Below are 22,811 nucleotides of genomic sequence, written 5' to 3'. Positions count from 1 at the left end.
TTCAATGAAGCGCATGGCGGAGAGCGTGGACGGCATCGTGACGAGATCATCGCGATTTCTTTTCTTCTTGTGGTTCGCTGAATAACGGGCGTGATGTTCAATGCACCAGCGAACAGGCCAACTGTTGCCGCTTGACGAACCGCTTGCTTATTATCCGGTTGACGGCCGACTCGACGAACTTTGGTGCACTGGGAAGCCGGTATGCCGGCGCAACCCGGCGCAGACCTCAAACGGCCGCCCGGCCTGCCCCCTCCCACGGCAAGCGCGCCGATTCCGCCCACTCATGCCGGGCCGTCGCCGCCGCTGGCCGTAATGGCGCGCGGAAAAGGAAGTAGGTCTTGTACAGGCCCAGGCGCGGAAGGTAATCCTGCACCACGCGGTCGGGCTCCATGCCGGGAATCTCGAAGTCGTGCGAGACGACGCGCGCGCCCGGGCGCAGCCGTTGCAGTTGCGGGATCAACCGGCCGTTGAGCTGCGGCAGCAGGTAAAGCACGACGATGTCAGCCGTGCCGAGGTCGATGCCGAACAGGTCACGTTGCTCGACCTGCACCCGGCTGCCCAGGCCCGCCGCCTCGATGCGCTCGTGGGCCTCCCGTACCCGCTGCGGGTCGACATCGTAGCCCAGTGCGATGCAGCCGTAGCGCTGCGCGGCCGCCACGAGGATGCGGCCATCGCCGCAGCCCAGGTCGACGAGTGTTTCGCCTGGGCGCGGCGATGCCAGCGCGAGTATGGCATCGACAGACTCCGGCGGCGTCGGGATGAAAACCACGTCGGGCCGCACGTCCTTGTTGTCCGCCTCGAGCGCGGCCGCCTTGACTGTGCCCTTGGCAGGGTCGGCTTTCGCCGGGTCGCCGTCCTTCTTCTTTGCGACCGGCGCCTCTTCCTTCTTCTTGGCTGCGGGATCTTCCTTCTTCGCCGCCTCCTTGCGCGCTTTCTCCGCATCCTCGACGGTGCCCCGGTCACCAGGCTTGCCGGGCGCAAGCGGCGCCGGCCCGGGCGGCAGCGCCTTGGCGATGGACTCGCCGCGCTTTGCCTCGGCCTCGCGGCTTACCCTGTCGCGCGTCGCGCGCGCATCGCTGACCGCCTTCACCTCGGCCTCCGGATTGAGCGTGTGGACCTTGATCCGTTCGATCTGCGCCCCGCCGGCCAGCCGCTCCAGCGGCAGGTAATCGGTCTTGAACACCAGTTCGACGGATGAATCGAGGTTCAGGTCGGTGTTGATCTCCTCGGTATTCTGCGAGCGCTGCGTTGACACGTAGCTGATCGTGTTCTCCACCTCCGCGCTGGCGCCCCACGGACCCACGCCGAAGCTGCCTCCCGCCTTGACGCGGTTCTGCATGCCGAACTGGCTGCCGCGGTCTTCGCTGGCGGCACTGCGCGTGTCGATATGGAAGCGCATCGAGGCATTGATGCGTCCGCTGTCGATCACGATGCGCTGCATGCCCAGCATCACCATCGTGGCGAGCATCTGCTGCCGCTGCCGCGCGATGTGGCGCCGCGCCAGCGGCACCAACTGCTCGGGGTTGCTGGCATCCACGCTCTCCTCCGGCCCCAGACCCAGCACGGTGTGCAGCTCTTCCTGGCTGGGCATGCTGGCGTTGGGCTTCAGGCACAGGCGGATATTGGCCACCTCCTCCGGGTCCGGCGGCTCCTCGCCGGGCTCGACCTCGGGCAGGTCGTACTCGATCTGCTCCGGAAAATGATCGGCCACCCATTGGCGGATCGCACCGGTGCCGAACTGCGAGCGCTCGAAGCCCTCGGCCGAGGCCGACACGTTGTTCAGCAGCTGGACATACATCTGCATCTGCTGCGCGCTCGAATCGAGCATGGACTTGAACACGCCGTTGACCAGGTCCGTCACGAAGCGCGGAAACGACACCGCGTTGAGGACGCTGTGCGTGATGCCGGCGATGCGGTCGACCGAGGTGCCGAAGGGCGGGGCGTCCTGAGCGCGCGCCAGCAGCTGCCGGGAGTGTGTCGCGGAGGCCGCCGGGGCCTCCAGCGCCGCCGCGTGCGGTGCCGGCAGCGACGCCTCGGCATCGCACTCCTCCGCAACCAGCGCGGCGGCGATCGTGCTCACCTTCACCATCGCCTGCGCCAGCAAGCGCCGCTGGTGCGCCGGCATCTGGTGGTAGCCGGGCGACCGCTCCAGCACGCCGCGCACGGCGTGCCGCAGCCAGTCCGGCGGCGAGGCGGCGGGCGTGGTGAGGTCGGGCATGGAAGGAAACACCGCCCCGCGTCAGGCGGCCGGCAGGCCAACGGCCGCGGGCAGCGGGTTCCCCGCGCTGGCCGGCATTCCGGCCTGGGAACTGCCCGGAACGCTGCCCCGGACGCGCTCCCAGGTCATCCGCCAGGCATACGCGGCGGCCATGAGCTGCCGCCCCTGCGCGCTGGCCGGGTCAAAGGCATAGCCGGCCGGTACCGCGCCGGCCAGCCAGGCCAGCACCGTCGTTCCCTGCCGGCCCAGCTCCACGTGCTGGCGGATGGCGGCAGTCCCCTGCCCTTGCGTGCTTCCCACGGTCTCGAGCAGGCCCCATAGGTCATGTACGCCGAATGCCGTCAGCAACAGCCGGTCCCGCAGGAAGTGCGTGGCCTGCGACAATGCATGCACGATGTCCTGCGCCGCGAAGGCTGCCATGCCCACGGCACGCGGCACGAGCCAGCCGCCGAGCGCTTCGGCGGCCTCGTGCAACACAACCTGCGCGTGTACGTCGCTCGCGCGCGGCGGGTTGTCGAGCTGGTCCGACAGCGCGCCGCACAGCGCCTGCATCAGCAGATAGAAGCCCTGTGGCTCGAACACCTGGGCGAAGAGCTGCTGACGCTCGGCCTCGGAAAGGCGCTCGCGCCGGCCCCACCAGAAGTCGGCGATCAGTTGCGCGGATGGCCCCAGCGGCTGCGTGATCGCCCCGCTGGCGAACAGGCCCGCGACCAGCTCCGCGGTCCGCAGCAGCCCCGCCTGTTCCAGTTCGTGCGCCAAGTACAGCGGCGCGATGGCTTCCAGGTGCTGCGCATCCTCGGTGGTTGGCGCGGTATCGGGCAGGTCGATATCGCCCAGCTCCGTTAGCGCACCGGCGCGGGCGGCATGGCGCGCGGATAGCTGCCACACCGCGTCCATCGCCTGCGCCAGCGTGCGCAGCAGCGCCGGATCGATGCGGTGCACTGCGCGGGTGGTCGGCGGGAAGATGCAGGGAGCGGGCATGGTGTCATCCGAAGACGGGGCGTCGCGGCGCGCCCCTTATCGCGCGGCGGGCGCCGCCGGCGCGGGCGACGGTGCGCCGGCCGCGGCGCCGCGCGCCGACGGCGTGACATTGGGGTCCACCGGCAGCGAGTTGCCCTGGATCGCTGCGATCATGCCAGGCGTGGCGAGCTTCTCCATCGGGAAGTAGTCCGACTTGAAGTTCACGCGCACCTCGCCGCTCAGCTTGGCCTTCACCTCGGCCTTCGATTCAGAGGTCTCGTCCACCGCGGAGCCTACCGTGGTCACGTGGCGCTGCTCGTTGACATTGGCAGTAGCCGCGCCCCAGCCGAGGAAGCCGCCCCCGGCCACCGTGGTATTTCGGTTCGCGCTCAACTGGCTGTCATAGAGCGAGGCCCGCGCACGGCGCTGGGCCTGGTCGCTGGCCTTCAGGTCGAACACCACCTTGGCGTTGATGGCGCCGTCGGTCACCACGATGCGGTTGATGCCCAGCACCACCATCGAGGCGAGCAACTGCTGCCGGCTGCGCGCCATCTGCAGGCGCCCGGCGGTGACCAGACGGCTCTCCTGCTCAGGGTCCGAGAGGTCGGTGATGGGCTGCGCCATGCCCATCTCGGTATTGATGCCCGCCAGCGCGGCGTCGCCGTCCTCCGCCTTCATTGTCAGGCGCGGCTGGCCGCCCTCCTCTTCGGCGCCTTGCTCATCAAGCCCGATCTGGTCGGGATACTTGTCGATCAGCCAGTCGCGCGCATTGTTCATGCTGATGTTGTCCTGCGCGAACTGGTCCACCGTCTGCGCCACCGATTTCAGCAACTGGCCGTACGCGTTCATCTGCTGGATCGAGGCGTTGACGATGGCCTGGAATACGTTCTGGATCAGGCCGCCGACGAAGTTCGGGAAGTCGACCGTGCCGACGAGATTCCTGAACTGCTCCACGCCCTGGCGCACCGCGCCGGCCTGGAAGTCGGCGCCGGCGAAGGTGCCCACCTTGTCCGAAGCCTTGCCCTTGGCCGCATCGACGCCGCTGTCCTGCGCGCGCGCCAGCACCGCCCGTCCCGGCGTGAGCTCCTGCTTGGCGAGTCCATCCGGGTTCGCCATGTACGACGCCACGCGCACCATCGTGCGTGCCAGGTCGCGCTGCTGGTTGGGCGACAGCGCGCGGAACCCCGGCGAGCGCTGCAGCAGTTCGCGCACCTGCGGGCGCACGACGGCAAGCGTGTCGTCGTCGAGCCAGGCGGGCTCGTGCGGCGTGGAGGCGGCTGCGGCAGCCATGGCGTCGCCCCGCTCAACGGACCGGCGTGGCCGCGGCCGGCGCGGGAGCCTGGGCCGCAGGCGCCGCTGCAGGCGTTGGCGCGGCCGCGCCGGACTGCGGCCGTGCGGCCAGGTTCTTCACCATGCCGGGCTGCGCGTTCATCTGGATCGCCGCAATGTTCTCCGGCGTCGCGAGTTTCTCCATCGGCAGGTAATCGCTCTTGAAGTTGATCTCCACCGCGCCGGCAAGCTGGGCCTTCGTCTGCAGAGCGGAATCGTCCATGAGCTGCTTCGTGCTGGTGAGCTTGACGACCGGCTGCTCGGAGTACTTGTAATCGCCCTTCGCGTAGTAGCTGGCGTCGCGTGTGCCGCCGTCGTACTGGGAGCCGTCCTTGCTGTAGGAGTAGGAGCCGCCGCGCGCATGATCCTCGCCTTTCTGCTCGATCGTCCCCTCGCGAGTGGACGTGGTGGCGAGGCTGCCGTCGGCATTCTTCTCGTGGTCGAACTTGGTCGCGCTGAAGCGGTACCTGCGGTTGTCCTTGGCCTGGAAGTCGAACATGACCTTGGCGGAGATCTTGCCGTCGGTCACCACGATGCGGTTGATGCCCATCATCACCATCGTCGCCAGCAGCTGCTGGCGGCCGGTGGCGACACTTGTGCGCGCGGCCGGCACCAGTGCAGCCTCCACGACATCGTCATCGAGGCTCGTCAGCGGCCGCTCCAGTGGCAGCGAGCGGTTCAGCCGCTCCAGCGCGGATTTTTCGTCGACGCCCTCGCGCAACACGACGCGCGGTTGCGGCGGAGCATTTGAATCGCCGCCGAAGTCCGAGAACGGATCGTCGCCGGTGCTCAGCTGGAACAGGTCCGGGAACTGTTCGACCAGGTGGTCCCGGCCCTGGTTGTCGGTGGTGTTGTCGTCGCGGAACTGGTTCAGGCTCTTGCTGACGTCCGCCACCAGCTTGGCATACGCCTCCATCTGCTGGATCGAGCTGTCGACGATGGAATGGAACACCCCCTGGACCAGCCCGGAGACGAAACCGGGAAAATTCACTCCCTGGACCAGGCTTACCATGTTCTCCACGCCCGCCTTGACCGCCTGGCCGAACTCCTGCGGCTGCTCGGCGGCCGTGTCATCGGCCAGCGCGCGCACGGGCGGACTCTGCCGCTTCAAGCGCATGCCGTCGGGCTCGGCGAGATAGCTGCCGATCTGCACCAGGTCGTGGGCGAGCTGGCGGCGCTTGTCCTCGGGCAGCGCGTTGAACGCCTGGCTGCGTTGCAGCAGGCTGCGCACCGCGTGTCGCGCGGCCTCCACTGTTTCGCGGCTCGCCGGCAACCGGGCGGCGGGCGGTCGCGCGACGCCGGACGGGAAGATCGATGCGGGCATGGCGGGCTCCTTACTGCAAATCGCGCGATTCCTCGAGCGTGTCGCGAATCTCGAACTCGATCGGCCGCACGTACAGGCTGATGCGCGCCTGCGAATGCGGCGTCACGCGCACCGACAGCACCGAGAAATGGCCCTGCTCGCTGGCATCGTCGACGCCGAACGCCGACAGCCACCGCTCGAGCGCGGCCACCTGGCGCGGCCGCTCGGCGAGGCCCAGGCGCAGCAGGTCGACGAAACGCGCCGGCAGGTCAGGCAGCGCGGCCAGCAGCACCTCGAGCTTCATCTCCACGCCGTTCGGTGTGTCGCGCAGGCCGATCAGCACGCCGCCGTTAGGCAGCTCGAAGCGCCCGCCCAGCGCCACGCCCACGATGCGCATCAGGCTCGGCAACTGGTGCCCGATGTCCAGCCGGTTCATCAGCGGCCCGAGCGCCGCCAGCGCGAGCGGCCCGCGATGCATGAAGGTCACGCGCTGGCTGCCGGCGTCGCGCTTGCAGCCGATCGACGTGAAGATCGGCATCAGCCCCGGCATCTCCGCCATCACCAGCCGCGTGAGTCGCGCGAGGCCGGGCGCGAGCGCGTCGATCTGCGTGGGTGCGAGCTCGTAGTAGATCTTCGCGGCATACAGGCCGTCTTCGTCGAAGGCGCTGCCGAACCAGGCGCCGTAGGACATCCAGCCCAGCCCGCTCATGCCGCGCCACTCCTCGCTGCGCGCATCGAACCAGTGCAGCGCATCGCGGCCGAACAACGGGGCGATCAGCCGGCGCATCTCCCGCGTGGCCTCGTCGCGCCGGTCAACCGGCGAGGCGCCGGGGCCGAGCGGCTCGATCGTGAAGCGCAGCGTGTCGGGCTCGGCCTCCGAGAACGAGGGTTCGAATGGCACGGCGCCTGGCGTCAGCCGGTTGTCGGCGTACGAGACGTCGTCATCAGGCCGGGAGAACGTGCGATCGATCAGCGAGCCCATGATGGGCAGCGGATCGCGCACACCCAGGGCCCGCGATGCGTCCGACAGCGACCGCTTCACATGCGTGGCCATCGGACGCTTGGCAGTTTCGATATAAGGCATGGCTGTCTCCCGCACATCAGAAGGTCGGCATGCTGACGCCGCCCGCCAGGCCGTCGCCGTTCAGGCCCACACCCATGCCGCTCAGCACGTCGCGCGCCACCTGCGGCATCTCGATCGGCCGGCTGGTCATCGTTGGCGCCTCGATCGGCTGCGAGTACTGCTCGATGCTCTGCTCCTGCACGCCGCCAACCGCCAGCCACTGTTCGCAGGCGTTCACCAGGTCCCAGTCGGTCGGATCGACGGTCGGGTTGTTGCTGCCGCTGGCCGCCCGCAGCTGAGGATTGATGATCTGCTCGACGTAGATCACTGGGCCGCCCACGTTGGCGAGCCGCTGCACGTTGTTGGCGATCCAGCGGACGATCACTGCGCCGGAGCGGCTTTGCGTGCGGTACCGGTGCGTGTTGCGTGCGCCGCCGAGGTAATTGACGTTGACCTGGTCAATCACCTGCCACATGTCGCGTGCGCCAAAGGCGTTGCGCAGCTCGGCGTTCTGCAGCACGTCGCGAAACTCCAGGATCGTCTGCTGCAGCTCGGTGGCCGCAAAGTAGGCGATGCCGTAGCCGTTGCGCGAGAGATTGGCGCCGAGGTCGCGCCCGGCCTTGCGCACCTGCTCCTGCGTCACGGCCATGGGCACGGCATTGCGCAGCATGCGTTCCACCGTGAGCTGGCGTGCGAAGCTGGAAACGGCCGACACGAAGCGCAGCCACAGCTCGTTGAAGTCGCGGTTCGGCTCGTTGGACGGATTGCCGCCGGGCGCGCCGAACACGCGCATGTACAGGTCGCGGCGCTCGCCCTCGGTGATGCGCTCGCCTGCCTTCTTGTAGTAGTTGAAGAGGTAGTCGCCGGCGAAGCCCTTGCCCAGCGGCAGCAGGCCTTGGCGGAACAGGTCGACGATGCGCTCCACCACCTGGAACAGGCGCATTTCCTCGAGCTGCCACGTGAAGTAGATGGCCTGAACCGCGTGCAGGTTCTCGGTGATAATCTCGATGTCGACCTGCTCCTCGAGGTCCGGCAGCATGATTTCCATGGCCGACGGCGAGCCGCCCGACGTCGCGCCCGTCTGCATGTTGAAGGCGCTTTCCAGGCGGCTGCTGATCCACGCGTCGTCGGCCGTCACGCCATTGGCGGTGAGCTTGCGTACCACGGCGGCAATGTTGCGCGCCGACATCACATTGACGCGCTCGTTCGGCGCCGGCGCCCACGTGTAGCCTTGCGGAAGCGGGCGCAGTTGTCCCTTGCTATCGCGGCGGTAGGGTTGCTCGGGATCATTCGGGTCCGCGTAGATCCGCCACCCAGGCTCGATGCAGCCGATGATGTCCGGGTCGAGCACGCCAGTGTCGATCTGGCTCTGCACCGTGGCCTCGAAGCGCCGCGCAAAGGTCTCGTAGGCGGCATTGAACAGGGCCTCGTTCTGGCGGTACTCGCCCTGCGCCTCGCTCACCTTGCGGATGAAGCCCGGCGCGCCGGGGACCGTGGTACCGTCCAGCTCGAGCAGGCCACAGACGAAGGCAATTTCCTGCTCAATTGTGCCCAGCCCCCCGATCACGTGCGTCAGCTGCTGGGAGCCGAATAGGCCATGCTCGAGCATGTAGTCGGGGCTCGATACCAGGTCGTCCCAGTCCCGGCGGACCACCGCCGAGGCGACGGCCTGGTAGAACGGATCGACCGGCAGGTCGCTTGCCAGCTCGGCGTTGATGCGCTCAAGTTCGATTTCCTGCTCGGCGGAGAGGCCGCCGCTGGCCTCCTCCGTGCGCTTGACGGCTTCGAGCCGGTCGGCGCGTGTCCGCAGCCGTTGGCGCTCCTGCAGTTCCCGCTGGCTCAGGTCGATCACCAGGATCCGCCGCGCCCGGGCGCCTTGCACTGGCGGCCGGTTGTGGCCGGTAGTGGGGTCGTTGCGCGTGGTCGCGCTGCGGGCGGCGGGCCGGACGGTCTTGTTGTTACGCGTGGTGGCCATGGCAAGGTTCCCTCCTCAAGATTCAAGCGCCGCATCGATGCGTCGATCCAGCAGCGTCAGTGCGGCATGAACGTCGAGCACACCGGCGCCGCAGCCCTCGGTGCCCCGGATGGAAGCAAACGGGCGTGCGCTCTCCACCAGGATCTCGCGCGCGCTGCGCGGATCCAGCGGCCAGGCACGCGATTCGGCGTGCGACACCAGCAGCGCGCACGCCGCGGCGACAAACGGCGCGGCAAAGCTGGTCCCGCTGACGCAGGCATAGCCATCGAGCCCGCAGGTCCAGATGTCGCGCCCCGGGGCGCACAGCGCCACGTGCGCGCCCCGTGTGGTGAAGCTGCACGGCTCGAGCGAGTCCTCGACGGCGCCCACCGCGATCACGCCGTCATGCGCGGCCGGGAAGTAGCGCTCTCCCGCGCCGGAATTGCCACTCGCCGCCACCAGCAGCACACCGCGCGCGAGCGCGTAGCGCACCACTTCCTCGTGCGGCAGTGGATCGCCGGCGGCGAGCGCGGACTCGGGCGTGCCAAAGCTCATGTTGATGACCCGCACGCCCAGGTCGATCAGCCGCTTCATGCCGGCGTCGATGTTCGCCAGTGCGCCGATCCCCACGCGCCGCCCGCCCTGCAGGGCCGCGCCGAGCACGCGCACCGGCGTCAGGCCGCACAGGCCCGCGCCGCCGCCTGGCATTCCGGTGCCGCTGGCGCGCAGGATGCCGGCGCAGGCCGAGCCGTGGCCGACCTCGTCGTCGGGCTCTTCGTCGCGTACCGCGTTGTCGCCCACCAGCGTCAGGTCGCCGATGGTGCCCGCGTCCAGATCGACCGTGTCAAAGCCGCGCCGCATGCGGCGTGCGAGTTCGGCATGGCAGTGGGCCACGCCGGTGTCGGCGAGACCGATGACCACCGAGGGGTCGCCGCATTCCATGGCCAGGGCCTGCGGCAGACGGATCAGCGTGCGCGGGCGCCGCGATGCGGCGGGGTCCAGCCGTGCCGGTGCCTCGGCCGGCCGGTTGTCGAAGGGCGTGGTGCAGACCCGGTCCGGCGCCACGCGCTCGACCTGCGTCACCTGCGCCAGCGCCTGCACGAGCGACGGCACGGCCGCGTCGTCGGCCACCTCCACCCGCAGCACGCGCGCCACGCCGCTCAGTTGCTCGGCCTCGTCAAAGCGGCGCGCGCCCGGCGTGCCGGGGCGCTGCTGCCGCGTGACGCGGGCGCTGTGCAGGCGGGCCGCCCGGGCGGCTCCACCATGGTGCGCCAGCAACCGGTCGATGGGGCCGCCATCGATGCGCGCGGCCATCTCCACGCCCTCGCGGCGGACCTCGCGCAGGCTGGGCAGGTGCTCGGGCATCTCCCCGAGCCGCAGCGTCAGCACGAGACGCCGCGGCACGCGAGGCATGTCGATCCGGCCGGCGTTCATGGACGCTCTCCCCGATCTCCCGCCCGCGGCGCACCCGCCGCCCAGCGGCCGATGCTGCCCTCGGCCAGCGGCACGTGCGCGACCTCGCCGTCGCCGAAGTCGATCTCGGCATCGAGTCCGAGTTGCATCGCATGCGGCGCCAGCACCAGGCGCCCTTCATCCGACTCGACCACCGGCACGTCTTGCCCCGCCGCCCGCACATACGGGACGCGTCCGCTGCGCAGGCCCGGCGCCTGCAGGTGCACGCGGGAGCCAGCCTGGCCGCCGGCTGGCGCGGCCTCGATGCGCGTCACGCGCGGCGCGCTGGCGCTCAACAGGGCCTGCTGGAGCCGGTTGACCGGCATGCGGGCCAGTCGCGCCACCACATCGGCGCCGGCGGTCTTGCGCAATTCGGTCAGCTGCTCCACGGTGCGCACGCCGATGCGCTCCAGACGGCGCTGGTCTTCGTCGCTCAGCTGCCCCTGCATCGCCTCGCGCAGCGAGAACTCGGGGGCTTCGGCCTTGAAGTCGACCGCGTTCTCCTCGACCATTGAGCGCGTGATCGTCGTCAGCGAGAGCCGGATCGTGCTGGCCTCGGTGTCGCCGGGGCCGGCGGGACGCACGAACACGTCGTCGTCCACCATCTGCACGAAGGCGCGCAAGTCCAACGAGACGTCCTTCACCGCGAAGGTTAGCGGCAGCTTGGCGACGCGCGCCTTGAGGGCCATGGCGGCCTGGGCCTTGTCCAGTTGCTCCGTGAGCGACTGGATGAAGACGTCGAACGGGACGCCCGACTCCTGCATCAGCGGCGGCAACGCGGCGTTCATGGCAACTCCTCGGTGGGTATCTCACCCCAGCGCAGCACGAGGCGCGAGGCGGACTCGCGCCACGACGCATCGGCCGGATTGCGCGCCACGTCGGCCAGCAGCGTGCAGCCGCTATCCGCTAGCACGAGCGCGCAGTCCATCGGCAGCGTCATCTCGGCCTGTGCGATGCGCACGCCGTGGCCGGCCCGCCGCGTCGCGGCCTGCATGCCCGCATGAAGGTCTTCGAGCACGGTGGAGAGGCTGCGCAGCATCAGGCGCCGCCTCCCGTCGGTGTGCCGGGCGTGGCCGGTGCGGTAGCGAGCTTTGCGGATGCCACGGGCGCGGCGGCAGGTGCGGCGGCGGGTGCCGATTGAGGCGCGGGCGCGCGGGCCACCGCCGCATTGCGCTGCACCAGCGCGATCTTCGCCGCATCGGCCAGCTTGTCCAGCGGCAGCGTCTCGCTGACGAAATTAAGCTTGACCTCGCCGAACAGGTCGGCGCGCAGGCTGGTGTCACTCTGGGCATTGACGCCCAGCGTCGAGATCATCGTCGAGCTGCCGCCGCTGTATGTCAGGCTGCCCCGTTCGCCCCAGTCCGCCACGCTCTTCGGATCGCTGCCGGCGGCGTAGCCAACCCGCGCCACGTCGTTAGCGGCGGCGCGGAACATGACCTTCGCGGTGATGGAACCGTCCTTCACCGCGACGCGGTTCATGCCGAGCATCACCATCGTGGCGAGGAGTTGCTGGCGCTCGGCGCCGACATGCGTGCGGACCTGCGGCAGCACACGCTCCTCGAGCAACTCGGAGGTCAGTTCCTCGCCGCCGGCGCCATAATCGGCCAGCCACGAAGGCGTGAGCCCCTCGGCCGTCGGCACGAGCTGCGGCGAAGGCTGCTCGGCAGTGGGCGGCGCCACGCGCACGTCGCCGGGATAGCGCTGCGCGAGCCAGTCGCGCGCCTGATTGGGTGAGACATTCTCCTCGGTGAACTGGTCGACCGTCTTCGCCACCGCCGCCACCAGGCCGGAGTAGCTCTCCATCTGCCGGATCGAGGCATCGACAATCGCGTCGAAGGTGCCGTGCACGAGGCCGGCGACGAAGCCTGGAAAGTCGATCTCGTTGACCAGCGCGCCCGCGCGGCCGGCCAGGGATTCGGTTGCCGGGGGTTTCGGCGCGGGCGCGGGCGCCGGCGCGGCGGGGGTTGGCGCGGCCTCGGCCAGGCCGCGCGCGTGGGCGCCGCCGCTCACGTGAGGCGGAAAGATCGAGCCGTGCGTGCGTTGTGTCATGGCCGCCCCGCCCCGTTCATTGCCAGCTGCTGTCCAGGTCGTAGCGGCCGTTGCCGATCAGCCGCAGCTTCACGCGCGCCGAGGCATCGCCGCCCGGCGCGCCGGTGAAGTCATAGTCGATCGTCACGCGCAGCGCCGCCTGCGGCGCATGCAGGCCAGGCAACGACTGCGCGTCGTCCTCGATCGTCGCGGTCACGGTGACGTCGTAGGCGGTATCGGCCGCGGTGCCGGCGCCGATGCGCACGTTGCCCACCGCGCCGCCGCCCGCATCGAAGCGCACAGTCAGCGGCAGCGGCACCGCATCCTGGCCGATGCAAGGCCATTGGGCCAGCGTGATCGTCGTCGGCACCAGCGCCGGCACCGCCATGGCGGCGGGGTCGGGCAGCTTCACGCCGTCGAGCTGATCCAGTGCCCACGTCACGCGCCCGTGGCTGCCGCGCTGGCGGCGCATGGTGGTGCCCGGCACGCGCGACGGGTCGATCGGCTCATCGGCGGGTGGCGTGTCCTCCAGGCTCATCGCGCGTACCGGCCGCGGCGGCGGCGCGAGCCTGTGCGCCGGTGAGATGGCGCGATGCGCATTTCCGCCATAGGCGAGCCCCTGTGCGCTGGCGCCCTGCGCGGGCAAATGCAGCACGCGCCAGTTGCCGTAGTCCGGCTCGGCCATGTTGCCGAAGTCGGACGTGAACTGCTGGAACGACAGCCAGTCGGCATAGCCCTGGTTGGCCGGATGGAACTCAGTGGGATCGTCGTCGAAGCTGACCCGCGTGTCCCACGGGTTCAGGATCTTCACCTGGCAGGCGTTGGCGTCGCCGGTATTGCCGCGCAGGCCGCTGACGATCACCGCGTGCGGCATGCCGACGATCACGACCCACAGCGGGCCGAAGTCTCGCAGCCATTGGGCCCATTGCGCGGGCGAGAAGTACAGGCTGGTGTTCGAGGGCATCTCGATCGCCGCAAAGCCATAGCGGTCGCGCACCGCCTGCAGCAACTCCATGCCGTAGGAGGTCATCAGCGAGCTGCCGACCTCGCGCGCCAGTGTCTCGGGATCGATGGACTGGTGCCGGCGGACCGACAGCAGCATCGCCATCGCGGCGGCCCAGCAGGCAAGCTTGTTTGGCTGCGGGATCAACGTGATCGGGTAGTCGGTGGTCTCGTCGGAGAGCGCGCGGGGACGGGTGGGCGGCCTGGCCGACGGCACCGCGCGCAGCACGGGCCGCACGGCGTCACGGGCTTCGCCCGGCGCGCGGAGCTGCGAGGCCGCCAGCGACAGCGAGAACGGCGCGGCGGTAGCCGGCGAGCGGCCCTGGGCGCCGTCGGCATGCAGGATCTGCACGTCGACCACGCCGCCGGTCGTCGTCATGCGGCCCTCGTAGAACTGCACGAACTCGCCGAATGCCATGCGGATGCGCCCCGGCGTACCCGGCCATGGATCGTAGAGGAACATCGTGGTGTCGGAACCGTCCTCCGCGCCGCCGCTCTCCATGCCGACCAGCACGCGGGCATGGCCGCCGCCCTGCGCGCTGGCGCGCATGCCGACATAGAGCGGCCCGTAGTTGGCGAGCATCTGGCGGAAGCCCTCGATCGCATAGGAGGCGGGTGGCTCGGCCACCAGGTTCCAGGCCTCAGCCAGCGTGATGCGGTTCGACGGCGGCAGGCCGTTGTTGAAAGCATCAAACACCGGCACCATAGCTGCGATCTCGCTGTCGGGGATGCAGACGCGATCGCGCCAGCCGACCACCATCGCGCCGGTGGCGGCCCAGCACGAGTTTTCGGTGCTCTGCGGCTGGTAGGGTGTATCGTCCCAGTGCAGCGAGAAGGACTGGCTCAGTGCGCGCGCCGCGCCCCTGCCCTGCGCCAGAGACAGCGGAATCCCGAACGGCACGTCCTCGCCCTTCAGGTGGCCCACGTACTGCAGCAGACCGCTGGTCAGGCGCACGATGTCGTCTGGCGTACTGGCTCCCGGCGCCGATGCCACCAGCGGCAGGCCACCTTGCGTGAACGACTCGAACACCAGTTCGGAGCAGTAGGCGGCGCCCGCCTGGCCAACCTCCGTTCCGAGCCGACTGGCAAGCGCGTCGATAACGCGCGCCGGCAGCGGATTGGTGATGCGATAGCCGGTGAAGGCCACGCCGGCGTAGTTGTACGGCGAGCCGACGCGCGAGCGCGCGTGGTCGACGATCGCCTGCGCATGGCTGGCATCGACCGACGGATGCCGATAGGCCACTGCCAGGATGGCGTCGCCGATCGCCGTTGCGAGCGGCACCTCCCGCACGCCGCTGCCAATCGCCTCGATGACCTTGCCGTCGCCCACGTACAGCATCGCGTGGCTGATGGCCGAGATGGTGCCGAGGCGGATCGCGTACGAAACCGGATGGCGAGCGGTCGAAACGATGATGTCAGCGGGCTGCAGCGCGTCGAGGCCGATCGAGCGGCCACCTTCGCCCGGGTCGAGCGGCACGTCCAGCGCGCGGGCCGTGCCGAGCGCGAAGGCGGTCGCACGGCCTTCGATCCAGTCGATCTTGTTCGGCGTGATGAAGCAGCCTCGGTTCAGCCCCTGCGCCGCCGGTTCGCCGGTCACATGCACCGCGCAGACCAGCGCGCGCAGCGTGCCGCTGCTGTTGTCCAGGTGGTAGACCGGCGAGCCGCTGTTGCCCTTGAGCGTCAGGATCGGGTACTCGATCACCTCACCGTTGCTCTGGCTGGCCGCATAGCCGCCGTGCAGATGCTGTTTGTCGCCGTCGATCACCTGCGTCAGCTCGGGGATCGTGACCGAGCGTTTTGCATAGCCGCAGACGACGATCGGCAGCCGGTCCGACGGCGTCGCGTTCAGGTATTCGAACCATTGCCCACCGGGCGCGGCGAGCGGCACATTGTCGATCACCGCGAGGTCGTTCTCCCAGTTGCCGTCGCCCGTATATGGCGGCCGCGCGATGCGCCACTGGTTCACCGTGCATTCGCCGAAGGGATTCTCCGCACCATTGCGTCCAGGGATGATGGTCACGCTCTGCATGCCATCGAGGTTGTGCGCGCACGTCAGGATGCGGTTGGCGCCGATGTAGAAGCCGGTGCCGATGTAGCGGCTGCCGTCCGGCGCGGTCATGCGCAACTGGCAAATCGCCGAATGCGGGAACAGCGTGGTGTGGGGCACGCCGGCGAACCATTCCTCGCGCGCCTCGCTGAAGGCGTCGTTCTGGCACGTGAGCGCGCTGGCCGGGTCGGCCGGGTCGTAGTACGGCTGGATGATCTCCTGCGCACGGGCATAGGCAAGCCCGTTGGGGCGTCCCAGGCCCTGCGCGGTTGCCGGGGCGGCCGCGGCCTCGCGCACGCAGTCCATATAGTGGTCCCAATCCCACACGGCATTCGGGCAGTCCGTATGGGTGGTATGCGTGTCGGCCTCCGCGTGTCCCAGCACGTGCACGCGGTCGATCGGCAGGCCATACTGCCGGCACAGCCAGGCGGCCAGCCTCGCCGAAGCAGCGTATTGCTCTTCGGTCGGCAGCAGGCCGCGGGTGTTGGCCACGTGCTCGATGCCGATGCTGTGGGCATTGGCCACGTTGGCGTGCCAGGCGACGTCATTGTTGCGCACCATCTGCACCACCTCGCCGTCGCGGCCGACCACGTAGTGCACGCTGACGTGAATCGGGTTGCCGCGCGCATTACGCTGGTTCGGGTTCTGGAACCAGCCGATGGTGCCGGCGATCCGGCTGCCGCCGTCTGTGATGTGAATGACGATCTGGTTGACCTCGCGCGGCGCGCTGACCGCGCGGAAGTTCGACGGATGCGCGGGAGCGAAGCGGCTCGCGCCGAGGTATTCCGGCGTCGGCGCCTCCAGCGCATGGGCCGCCTGTTCCTGGGCCTGTGCCGTGGCCTCATCGTCGGGCACCGGGCCGTCGATGCCGTGCGCGTCGTCCTCCGCCTCCAGTGCGCGGGGATGGCGCGCATATGCCTGCGCCGTGGCGTGCCCGGCGCCCGCGGGCGGGACGGGTGTGGCGGCCGGCGGGTGCTCGGCCTTGGCCGCGGGGAAGTCGCCGAAGCCGTCGTCATAGGGTGCGCTCGCAACCGACGCAACCGGCGCGGCGGCCTTGCCGTTGCCGGTGGTTGCGGCGCCGTTGCCGGGCCGCGCGGCACCAGCCACCTTGTTCGTCGCGGGCGCTTGCGCCTGCACCGGGTGAGACGCAGGGGGCTGTATCTGGGGCTGCGCATCGCCGCCCCAGTCCAGGCTGGGATCATGACCGTTGACCGCGCCATAGGCGCCAGCGCCGAAGGACCGGCCGGCCACGCGGCGCAGTCCGCGCTCCGTGAGCCCGCTCAGGTCCACGTACATATGGCCCTCGGTGGGCGACTGCACCCAGTCAGGCACGCCGCCGCTGTTCTCGCGATAGGTGGCGAGTCCGAAGTACAGCCGGGACCGGCCGACGAAGTTCGCCAGCACGTCCGGCGGCACCAGGTACACGGCCTCGCCGCGGCGTGCGCGCAAGGCGCCCACGCTGCGGCTCGAGTAGAAGTTGCGCCGCGTGCGGTGCGCGCGGTTCTCGGCCTGGAACAGCGCCGGATCGGTGGCGATGCCGATCTCGAACAACGGACTCTCGGTGCGCACGGTGAAGCCGAGCACGCTGAAGCGGTCGTTGACGGACTCACGATTGACGCGAATGAGGGGCATGACCTTCTCCTGGATGCTTGGCCCGGCAAGACCCTGGCTTCAGCGCTTGCGCCGCCCCGCTGCCCGTGCAGGCCGCGGCTCGGGCGGGTTGTCTTGCGGCCCGGCGGCGTCGGACGGATCGAACAGGTCGGATGTCATCTGCTCCCAGAAGCGCATCGGCGCCTCGATCCCGAGCTGTTCCAGATGCGGTCGCATGAAACGCGCGATCGCGCCCAGGTCCCGGAAGAACGACCGCTGGCCGGATTGCACGTGCTCGATCGAGCCGCGCCACTCCTGCGACACCGCCTGCCCCTCACCCCGCTCGCGCCAGACGCGGACGATGAATGAGGCGCTGTGGTCTTCCAGCAGTGACATCGAGAGCAACTCCCTGCGACGACGGTGGACTGGAATCCAGTCTTGGCGCGCGGCGTCACCCCCCGATCACGCCGGCATCACGCCGATATCACGTGCATCACGCGCGGCCGTGACGCGACGTGATACCGGTGTGATGGAGGTGATGCGCGTGATGCCGGGGCGGCAGCAGGCAGCCGCAGGATGGCACGCGCCAGCCGCAGGATGGCACGCGACGGCACAGGAGAGGACCATGGGTGGGCGCGCCGGGGCAGCGCAAGGCGGGACCGCAGGTGTAGCGGAACGACAGCGCGATGACAGCGGAACGACCGTGGGATGACAGCGGGAGGACTACAGGAACGGCAGGCTCAGTTGAAGCTGCGCGTCGGCGCGCGCCAGGTGTAGCCGTGCCGACTCAATCAGCTCGCGGGGCGACAGCGTGGTGCGCTGCACGGGCGGATCGATCAGCGCCGGCAGCCTCAACACCGCCGTCGGCATGCCGTGGGCAGGCGCTCCGCACTCGGCGCTCAGCGCGCCTTGGACGATGGTCTGGTACAGCACGAACGTCTCGGGCATCGGCTGTATCGCAAGTTCCTGCCGGAGCGCGGCGCGGCATAGTTCGAACTGGCGCAGCGCCAGCGCCCGCTGGCCGCTCTGCATGAACAGCCGCATCAGCTCGCGGTGCACGTCCTCGCGCAGCGCGTCGCGGTCGAGGACCGCCTGGGCGTAGCGAATGGCCGAGGCATAGTCGCCGGCCAGCGAGCAGACCTGCATCATGCGGCCCAGCGCATTGAGATAATAGCGCCGGTGCTTCTCGCGCTCGCGCAGTGCCCACTCGTCGGCGAGGTCGGTGAGGATGTCGGCGGTGTAGAGAGCAATAGCGGCACGTAGTGCTTCCACGTCGGCTTCGGACATCCGCTCCAGCGGCCTGGACAGCACCGGCAGCACGCGTTGCGCGAACGCCTCCACGTCAAGCTGCACGGGTGCCTGCAGGTGCATCCCGACGGCACCGCGCCGGTCGCAGGCGATCAGCGATCCCGGCGACAGCGGCGGCCGTTCGATAAGCTTGCGCAGGCGCCATAGCACGGTGTTGAACGTGCCGTTGCCCACCGAATCGGCCTGCTCCGCCCACAGCACAGAGACCAGTTCGCTGCGGCTGAAGTACCGGCCCCGCGCCAGCGCGAGGTAGGCCAGCAGGCAGCCAGGACGTCCGCTCACATGCGTGGGCACCACGTCGGCGGCGGCATCGCCAGGGTCGACGCTGTACGATACTACGCCGAACAAGTGCAATTGCAGCATAGTGGGGGTATGAGAAATCCGGTAGCCGGAAGCAGCGGATCAGCGCAGGAACCGGCGTGGTCGACGGTCCACTGGAGCCGGTGCCGGCCGGCTTGGTGAACGGTCTGCCAATGCTTGAGCGGGGAAGCGCGGGTAGACACTCTTGTTCATCGCGGACCTCCACGGCCGCTTCTCGGCCGACCTCGTTCGTGCAACGCCTGTGCCTGAGCGCCAGATGCCCATCGTCTTGCCGGATCTCCGGCAAGACGATGGGAAGACGGTGATTGCTCCACCTTGCATAACTCTATCGGCCAACCCATTGGCGGCAAGTAAAAAAAATACAGATCAGAATTTCGGGAGGTTTTAACTGTGAGGCGAGACTCGCGTGCCCGGGTCGGCCGGCGAACGGCTGTTATGACGCTGGACACGCATCAGCGTCGCCTCGCGCGGCCATGCGCACGCTGATCGCCACTAGCGCCGACGCCGTGGCCAGCCCCGTCACACCCATCCCGCCAAACCTCGACAGCGCGGCTCTGCCGAGCGCGGCGCCCCGGGGCCACGCCGGTGAGCATGCAGCAAACAGCACGGCGTTGAGGCGGTTGCGCGCCGCCGGTGGATGCCGCCTTGAATTGATGCGGGTCTCAGCGGTGTGCCGGGCGGCTGATTTGCCAGTGCCGAACTACACGGCTTTGATAATCATATAGCCGGCCTCCCCTCCGTTCGGGTCGAACGGCTGGCGTAGAGTCGAGATGCGAACACCGACGTGACGCACAGGAGGCCGGCATGAACAAGTTTAGTGGAATCGACCTGCACTCGAACAACAGTGTGGTTGTGGTCAGCGATGAAGCTGACCGGGTTATCTACCAGCGGCGGTTACCAAACGATCCGGTCCAGATCCGGACGGCCCTGGCGCCGCATCGTGACGAGCTGGTGGGGGTGGTAATCGAAGCCACGTTTAATTGGTACTGGCTGGTTGATGACCTGATGAAAGATGGCTACCAGGTGCATCTGGCGAACCCCGCAGCGATCAAGCAGTACGAGGGGCTGAAATATAGTGGGGACTTCGCGGATGCAGCCCATCTCGCACAACTGCTGCGTCTGGGGCTATTGCCAGAAGGCTACATTTATCCAGCAGAAGAACGTCCGGTGCGCGATCTCTCGCGCAAGCGCATGCAACTGGTGCAGTGTCGTACGGCCCAGATCCTCGCGATCGAGAACCTGTTCTCACGCCACACTGGTGGGCAGATGCGGGGTGAACAGGTCAAGCATCTGGATAAGACACAGGTCAGCGAATTCGGCTTTGCACCGGACGTAGCGCTCGCGATGAAGGCCAATCTGGCGGTGATGCAAACCTTGCAGGAGCAGATCGGAATCCTCGAGAAGCGTCTCATGGAGCGGGTGAAACTGCAACCCGACTACGTGTTGCTGAACTCGGTGCCTGGCATTGGTCCGGTTCTCGCAACCACGATCATGCTGGAAACCGGAACCATCTCGCGTTTCACCGAGGTTGGTGATTTCAGTTCGTACTGCCGCTGTGTGGACAGCCGGCGCGAAAGCAACAGCAGGAAGAAAGGCGAAGGCAACACAAAGAACGGCAACAAGTATCTGGCGTGGGCATTTGTCGAGGCGGCCAACTTCGCCATGCGTTCGTGCCCGGAAGCTAGACGCTTTTACGAGCGCAAGAAACGCGCACGTAACGGGATTATCGCGATCAAGGCGCTGGCGCACAAGCTGGCGCGCGCCTGCTATCACATGCTTCGGGAGCACAAGCCATTTGACGTAACCCGCTGCTTTGGCTAAAAGGCGGTGCAAGGGGAACGAGCCCGGTAACGTGACTGGTGAAAAGCCATGGTTTTGATTGGGTCCTCCCTTTGCCCCGCCTCCTGTTTGCAGATAGCCGGGTCGCCTAGACAATGAGCCACGCTTGACTGGCGTTGCGCAGGCAACAGCCACGGTTTTGAAACCCATTGGACCTTGTCTGGCACCAACGTTTCTCTGGGGCGGCACCGCCGCCAGGGTGATCGACAATTCATCGCCGATCGCTTGATCCCGATGGGTGTCTGGTGCGATCCGGTTCGCAACCAGCCGCGAGAAAACGGATGCGATACCGCCCCTGCAGGCAGCCGCGACAGGATAATGGAAGGAATTTCGCCAGATTGCCATGATGATGGTTATTTTCATCATCATGGCAATCTGGCGATGGGGAGGATTTGCACCTTGACTTCGGCCGGCTAATGGGTGTCACGTTGGCATAACGAAGCCGCAATGCGTGGAGGGCGTGAACTGCCGCCTCATGCGGGGGACGGATTTTGAGTGACTTCGGTAAATTCGCGCCAGGCCAAGAATCGGGCGGTGAGGAGTTTTCGGTAAAGCGAAGCGCGCAGCAGATGTCGCTACAGGGCGAAATGCTGACGGATCGGCCCGAAGCTTGAGAGGAAGGCCTGGGTGCGCTTCGGGTCGCGGAATCCGCGCATGCGCCGCTCGCGTTCACGGGTTGGCTGGTGGCTGTTCTCGGCCCGATTGTTCACGCGTGCGGCTGCCTTCACGAACACATGTTTGACACCTGCCAGCTCTGGAATCTCCTCCTTTGCGGCCGGGTAGCTGCGCAGCTGGTCAGTGACGATCTTGCGGTGCCGGACAGGAACGCAGCACACGCGGAAAAAAGCGTTTGGCCGCGGCCTTGTCGCGCCGCTTTTGCAGCAGGATGTCGAGCTCGGCGCCGTGTTCGTCGACCGCGCGCCACAGCAGGTAGGGCTCGCCGCGCAACGACACGAACATCTCATCCAGATGCCACGTGCTGCCTGGCTTGCGACGTGCAGCCTTGACGCGATGCGCGAAGCCCGCGCCGAACTTGTAGCACCAGCGGCGGATCGTCTCGTAGCTGACGATCACGCCGCGCTCAAACAGCAGCTCCTCGACGTCGCGCAGGCTCAGGTGGAAGCGGTAATACCAGCGCACGACGCAGCTGATGACGGCCGCCGGGAAGCGGTGCCCGTGGTAGAGCGATTTCTTCTTCATCGCCTCATCTTACGCGACTACCTCACCAACGTGACAACGCCATTGCGGGGAGTCCGGCAATTGACGACACTGCCCGAAGCATCACTGCGACAGCCAGTTTTGGTGTGTTGGTTATAAATTTCGCGACGGCAGGGAAGACCGTCACCGAGAAATCCCTGTTCGCTGCCGCCGACGCCCTACTCTATGAGGCCAAGAACTCCGGGCGCAATACTAGCAGGGTTGAAGAATGGTCCGACGCGCCATCCATTCGGAGGATTCCTTTGCCTCAATCAGGATAATACGATGCAAGCGACGTGGCTTGAATATGGATGCATTTCACGACAACCTGAGTAGCAGCTTCCTCACGTTCCAGGGGTGGCAGAAAGGCTGCCATGTATCTAGTTCCATACTTTAATTGGATTTAGATGCTGTGAAACTCATACACGAAGGGTTACGGGGGAAGTAGCGCGAGGGTCCTTGGTCACGTTGGCGGCAAAGCACCGCTGACGGCCAAGGAAGCCGACAGTTGACGGGGGAGCAGCATGAAGAACAACAACGAGCCATGGACAGCGTGGCCGCACCTGCAAAGCCTTGACCAATGCATGGGGTGGAAGGACACCATTGCGGCGGCAGACCTCGCACTCGGGGAAGCCACCCGCATCCAGCATGGCGTGCGAGCCAATCTGAAACTCCACCAACAAGTGCGAGAAATAAAGGAAGAACTGCGGAAGGCATACGCCGATCTGGACCGCTATCGCCATACGCACGCCCGGGCAGTGACCAATCTTCGCCAGCTTGAAAACGAGAACGCTGATCAGGGCAGCAGGCTGGAAGCGAAGATCGAAAACCTACAGCTTCGCCATCGCGTCTACAAGCTGATGACGGAGCACTATGCACGTACGGCCTTGCGCTTGGACCCCGCGACATTCGCTCTGCATCGTGATCGCGTCGTGCAGCATGTCCTGTTACAGAAAGGCAAAGGGGTGCCGATTCCCAAAATCGGCTTGGGTGGTGTGGGGTTGCAACTGCTGTAGTTGCTTGGTTACGCTGCCGACGCTTCCTTCGCGTCATGAGGTAAGAGAGAAACCGCACGGAATGGCACATCTGCTTCTGGCACTGTCCCTATAACGAAATGGGACGTGGTCCAGCTTGTGCAACTGTGCCGCCGCTGTTCAGCGCCTTTGCCAATTGCGGACCCGAGTTTGACTGAACGCAAGG

The 22,811-nt window shown here is 67.6% G+C and carries 16 protein-coding genes and 1 pseudogene; 3 read left to right on the top strand and 14 right to left on the bottom strand.

Features of this window, described 5'->3' with window-relative positions; genetic code table 11:
* Positions 1-226: 226 nt before the first annotated feature.
* From ABNX08_RS36930 to ABNX08_RS36870, 13 genes are all read right to left on the bottom strand, one after another.
* Entirely contained in the window at positions 227-2,218 is a 1,992-nt protein-coding gene (locus tag ABNX08_RS36930; RefSeq protein ID WP_349604985.1) for a methyltransferase domain-containing protein, read from the bottom strand.
* Between the two features lie 21 nt (positions 2,219-2,239).
* Entirely contained in the window at positions 2,240-3,199 is a 960-nt protein-coding gene (locus ABNX08_RS36925) for a hypothetical protein (protein ID WP_349604986.1), read from the bottom strand.
* Positions 3,200-3,235: 36 nt separating this feature from the next.
* On the bottom strand, positions 3,236-4,468 hold the full coding sequence (locus tag ABNX08_RS36920) for a hypothetical protein (protein WP_349604987.1): 1,233 nt from the start codon (positions 4,466-4,468) through the stop codon (positions 3,236-3,238).
* Positions 4,469-4,481: 13 nt separating this feature from the next.
* Positions 4,482-5,831: a hypothetical protein gene (locus ABNX08_RS36915; RefSeq protein WP_349604988.1), complete on the bottom strand. Its 1,350-nt coding sequence runs from the start codon at positions 5,829-5,831 to the stop codon at positions 4,482-4,484.
* 10 nt (positions 5,832-5,841) lie between these two features.
* Positions 5,842-6,894, bottom strand: coding sequence for a hypothetical protein (locus ABNX08_RS36910; RefSeq protein ID WP_349604990.1), 1,053 nt, complete (start codon positions 6,892-6,894; stop codon positions 5,842-5,844).
* A gap of 16 nt (positions 6,895-6,910) precedes the next feature.
* Positions 6,911-8,848 (bottom strand): hypothetical protein, encoded by a 1,938-nt coding sequence (locus ABNX08_RS36905; RefSeq protein ID WP_349604992.1) that lies wholly within the window; start codon positions 8,846-8,848, stop codon positions 6,911-6,913.
* Between the two features lie 15 nt (positions 8,849-8,863).
* Entirely contained in the window at positions 8,864-10,261 is a 1,398-nt protein-coding gene (locus tag ABNX08_RS36900; RefSeq protein WP_349604994.1) for a S8 family serine peptidase, read from the bottom strand.
* Positions 10,258-11,067, bottom strand: coding sequence for a hypothetical protein (locus tag ABNX08_RS36895; RefSeq protein WP_349604995.1), 810 nt, complete (start codon positions 11,065-11,067; stop codon positions 10,258-10,260). The genes ABNX08_RS36900 and ABNX08_RS36895 overlap by 4 nt, the downstream gene beginning before the upstream one ends.
* Entirely contained in the window at positions 11,064-11,318 is a 255-nt protein-coding gene (locus tag ABNX08_RS36890; protein WP_349604997.1) for a hypothetical protein, read from the bottom strand. Before ABNX08_RS36890 ends, ABNX08_RS36895 begins: the two co-directional genes overlap by 4 nt.
* A complete protein-coding gene (locus tag ABNX08_RS36885) occupies positions 11,318-12,328 on the bottom strand; it encodes a hypothetical protein (RefSeq protein ID WP_349604999.1) in 1,011 nt (336 codons plus the stop codon). The genes ABNX08_RS36890 and ABNX08_RS36885 overlap by 1 nt, the downstream gene beginning before the upstream one ends.
* A gap of 16 nt (positions 12,329-12,344) precedes the next feature.
* A complete protein-coding gene (locus ABNX08_RS36880) occupies positions 12,345-16,988 on the bottom strand; it encodes a papain-like cysteine protease family protein (RefSeq protein WP_349605000.1) in 4,644 nt (1,547 codons plus the stop codon).
* Positions 16,989-17,027: 39 nt separating this feature from the next.
* Positions 17,028-17,342: a hypothetical protein gene (locus tag ABNX08_RS36875; protein WP_349605002.1), complete on the bottom strand. Its 315-nt coding sequence runs from the start codon at positions 17,340-17,342 to the stop codon at positions 17,028-17,030.
* A gap of 327 nt (positions 17,343-17,669) precedes the next feature.
* Positions 17,670-18,602, bottom strand: coding sequence for a BTAD domain-containing putative transcriptional regulator (locus ABNX08_RS36870; protein WP_349605003.1), 933 nt, complete (start codon positions 18,600-18,602; stop codon positions 17,670-17,672).
* Positions 18,603-19,379: 777 nt separating this feature from the next.
* Between ABNX08_RS36870 and ABNX08_RS36865 the strand changes: the two genes are divergently transcribed.
* The gene (locus ABNX08_RS36865; protein WP_374063721.1) at positions 19,380-20,396 is read left to right on the top strand and encodes an IS110 family transposase; all 1,017 of its coding nucleotides are present in this window, start codon (positions 19,380-19,382) and stop codon (positions 20,394-20,396) included.
* Positions 20,397-20,570: 174 nt separating this feature from the next.
* Complete coding sequence (locus ABNX08_RS36860; protein WP_374063722.1) at positions 20,571-20,831, top strand: hypothetical protein; 261 nt, start codon at positions 20,571-20,573, stop codon at positions 20,829-20,831.
* 56 nt (positions 20,832-20,887) lie between these two features.
* On the opposite strand, the pseudogene ABNX08_RS36855 reads toward ABNX08_RS36860, so the two are convergent.
* Positions 20,888-21,614 (bottom strand): annotated as a pseudogene (locus tag ABNX08_RS36855) (IS6 family transposase).
* A gap of 521 nt (positions 21,615-22,135) precedes the next feature.
* Here ABNX08_RS36855 and ABNX08_RS36850 point away from each other — a divergent pair.
* Positions 22,136-22,627: a hypothetical protein gene (locus tag ABNX08_RS36850; protein WP_349604774.1), complete on the top strand. Its 492-nt coding sequence runs from the start codon at positions 22,136-22,138 to the stop codon at positions 22,625-22,627.
* Positions 22,628-22,811: the final 184 nt, after the last annotated feature.

This window comes from Cupriavidus sp. DF5525 (assembly GCF_040149425.2).
Taxonomy (GTDB): Bacteria; Pseudomonadota; Gammaproteobacteria; order Burkholderiales; family Burkholderiaceae; genus Cupriavidus; species Cupriavidus pickettii_A.
The sequence above is the reverse complement of the archived record's forward strand: the minus strand, read 5'-3'. Positions and strand labels throughout refer to the sequence as shown.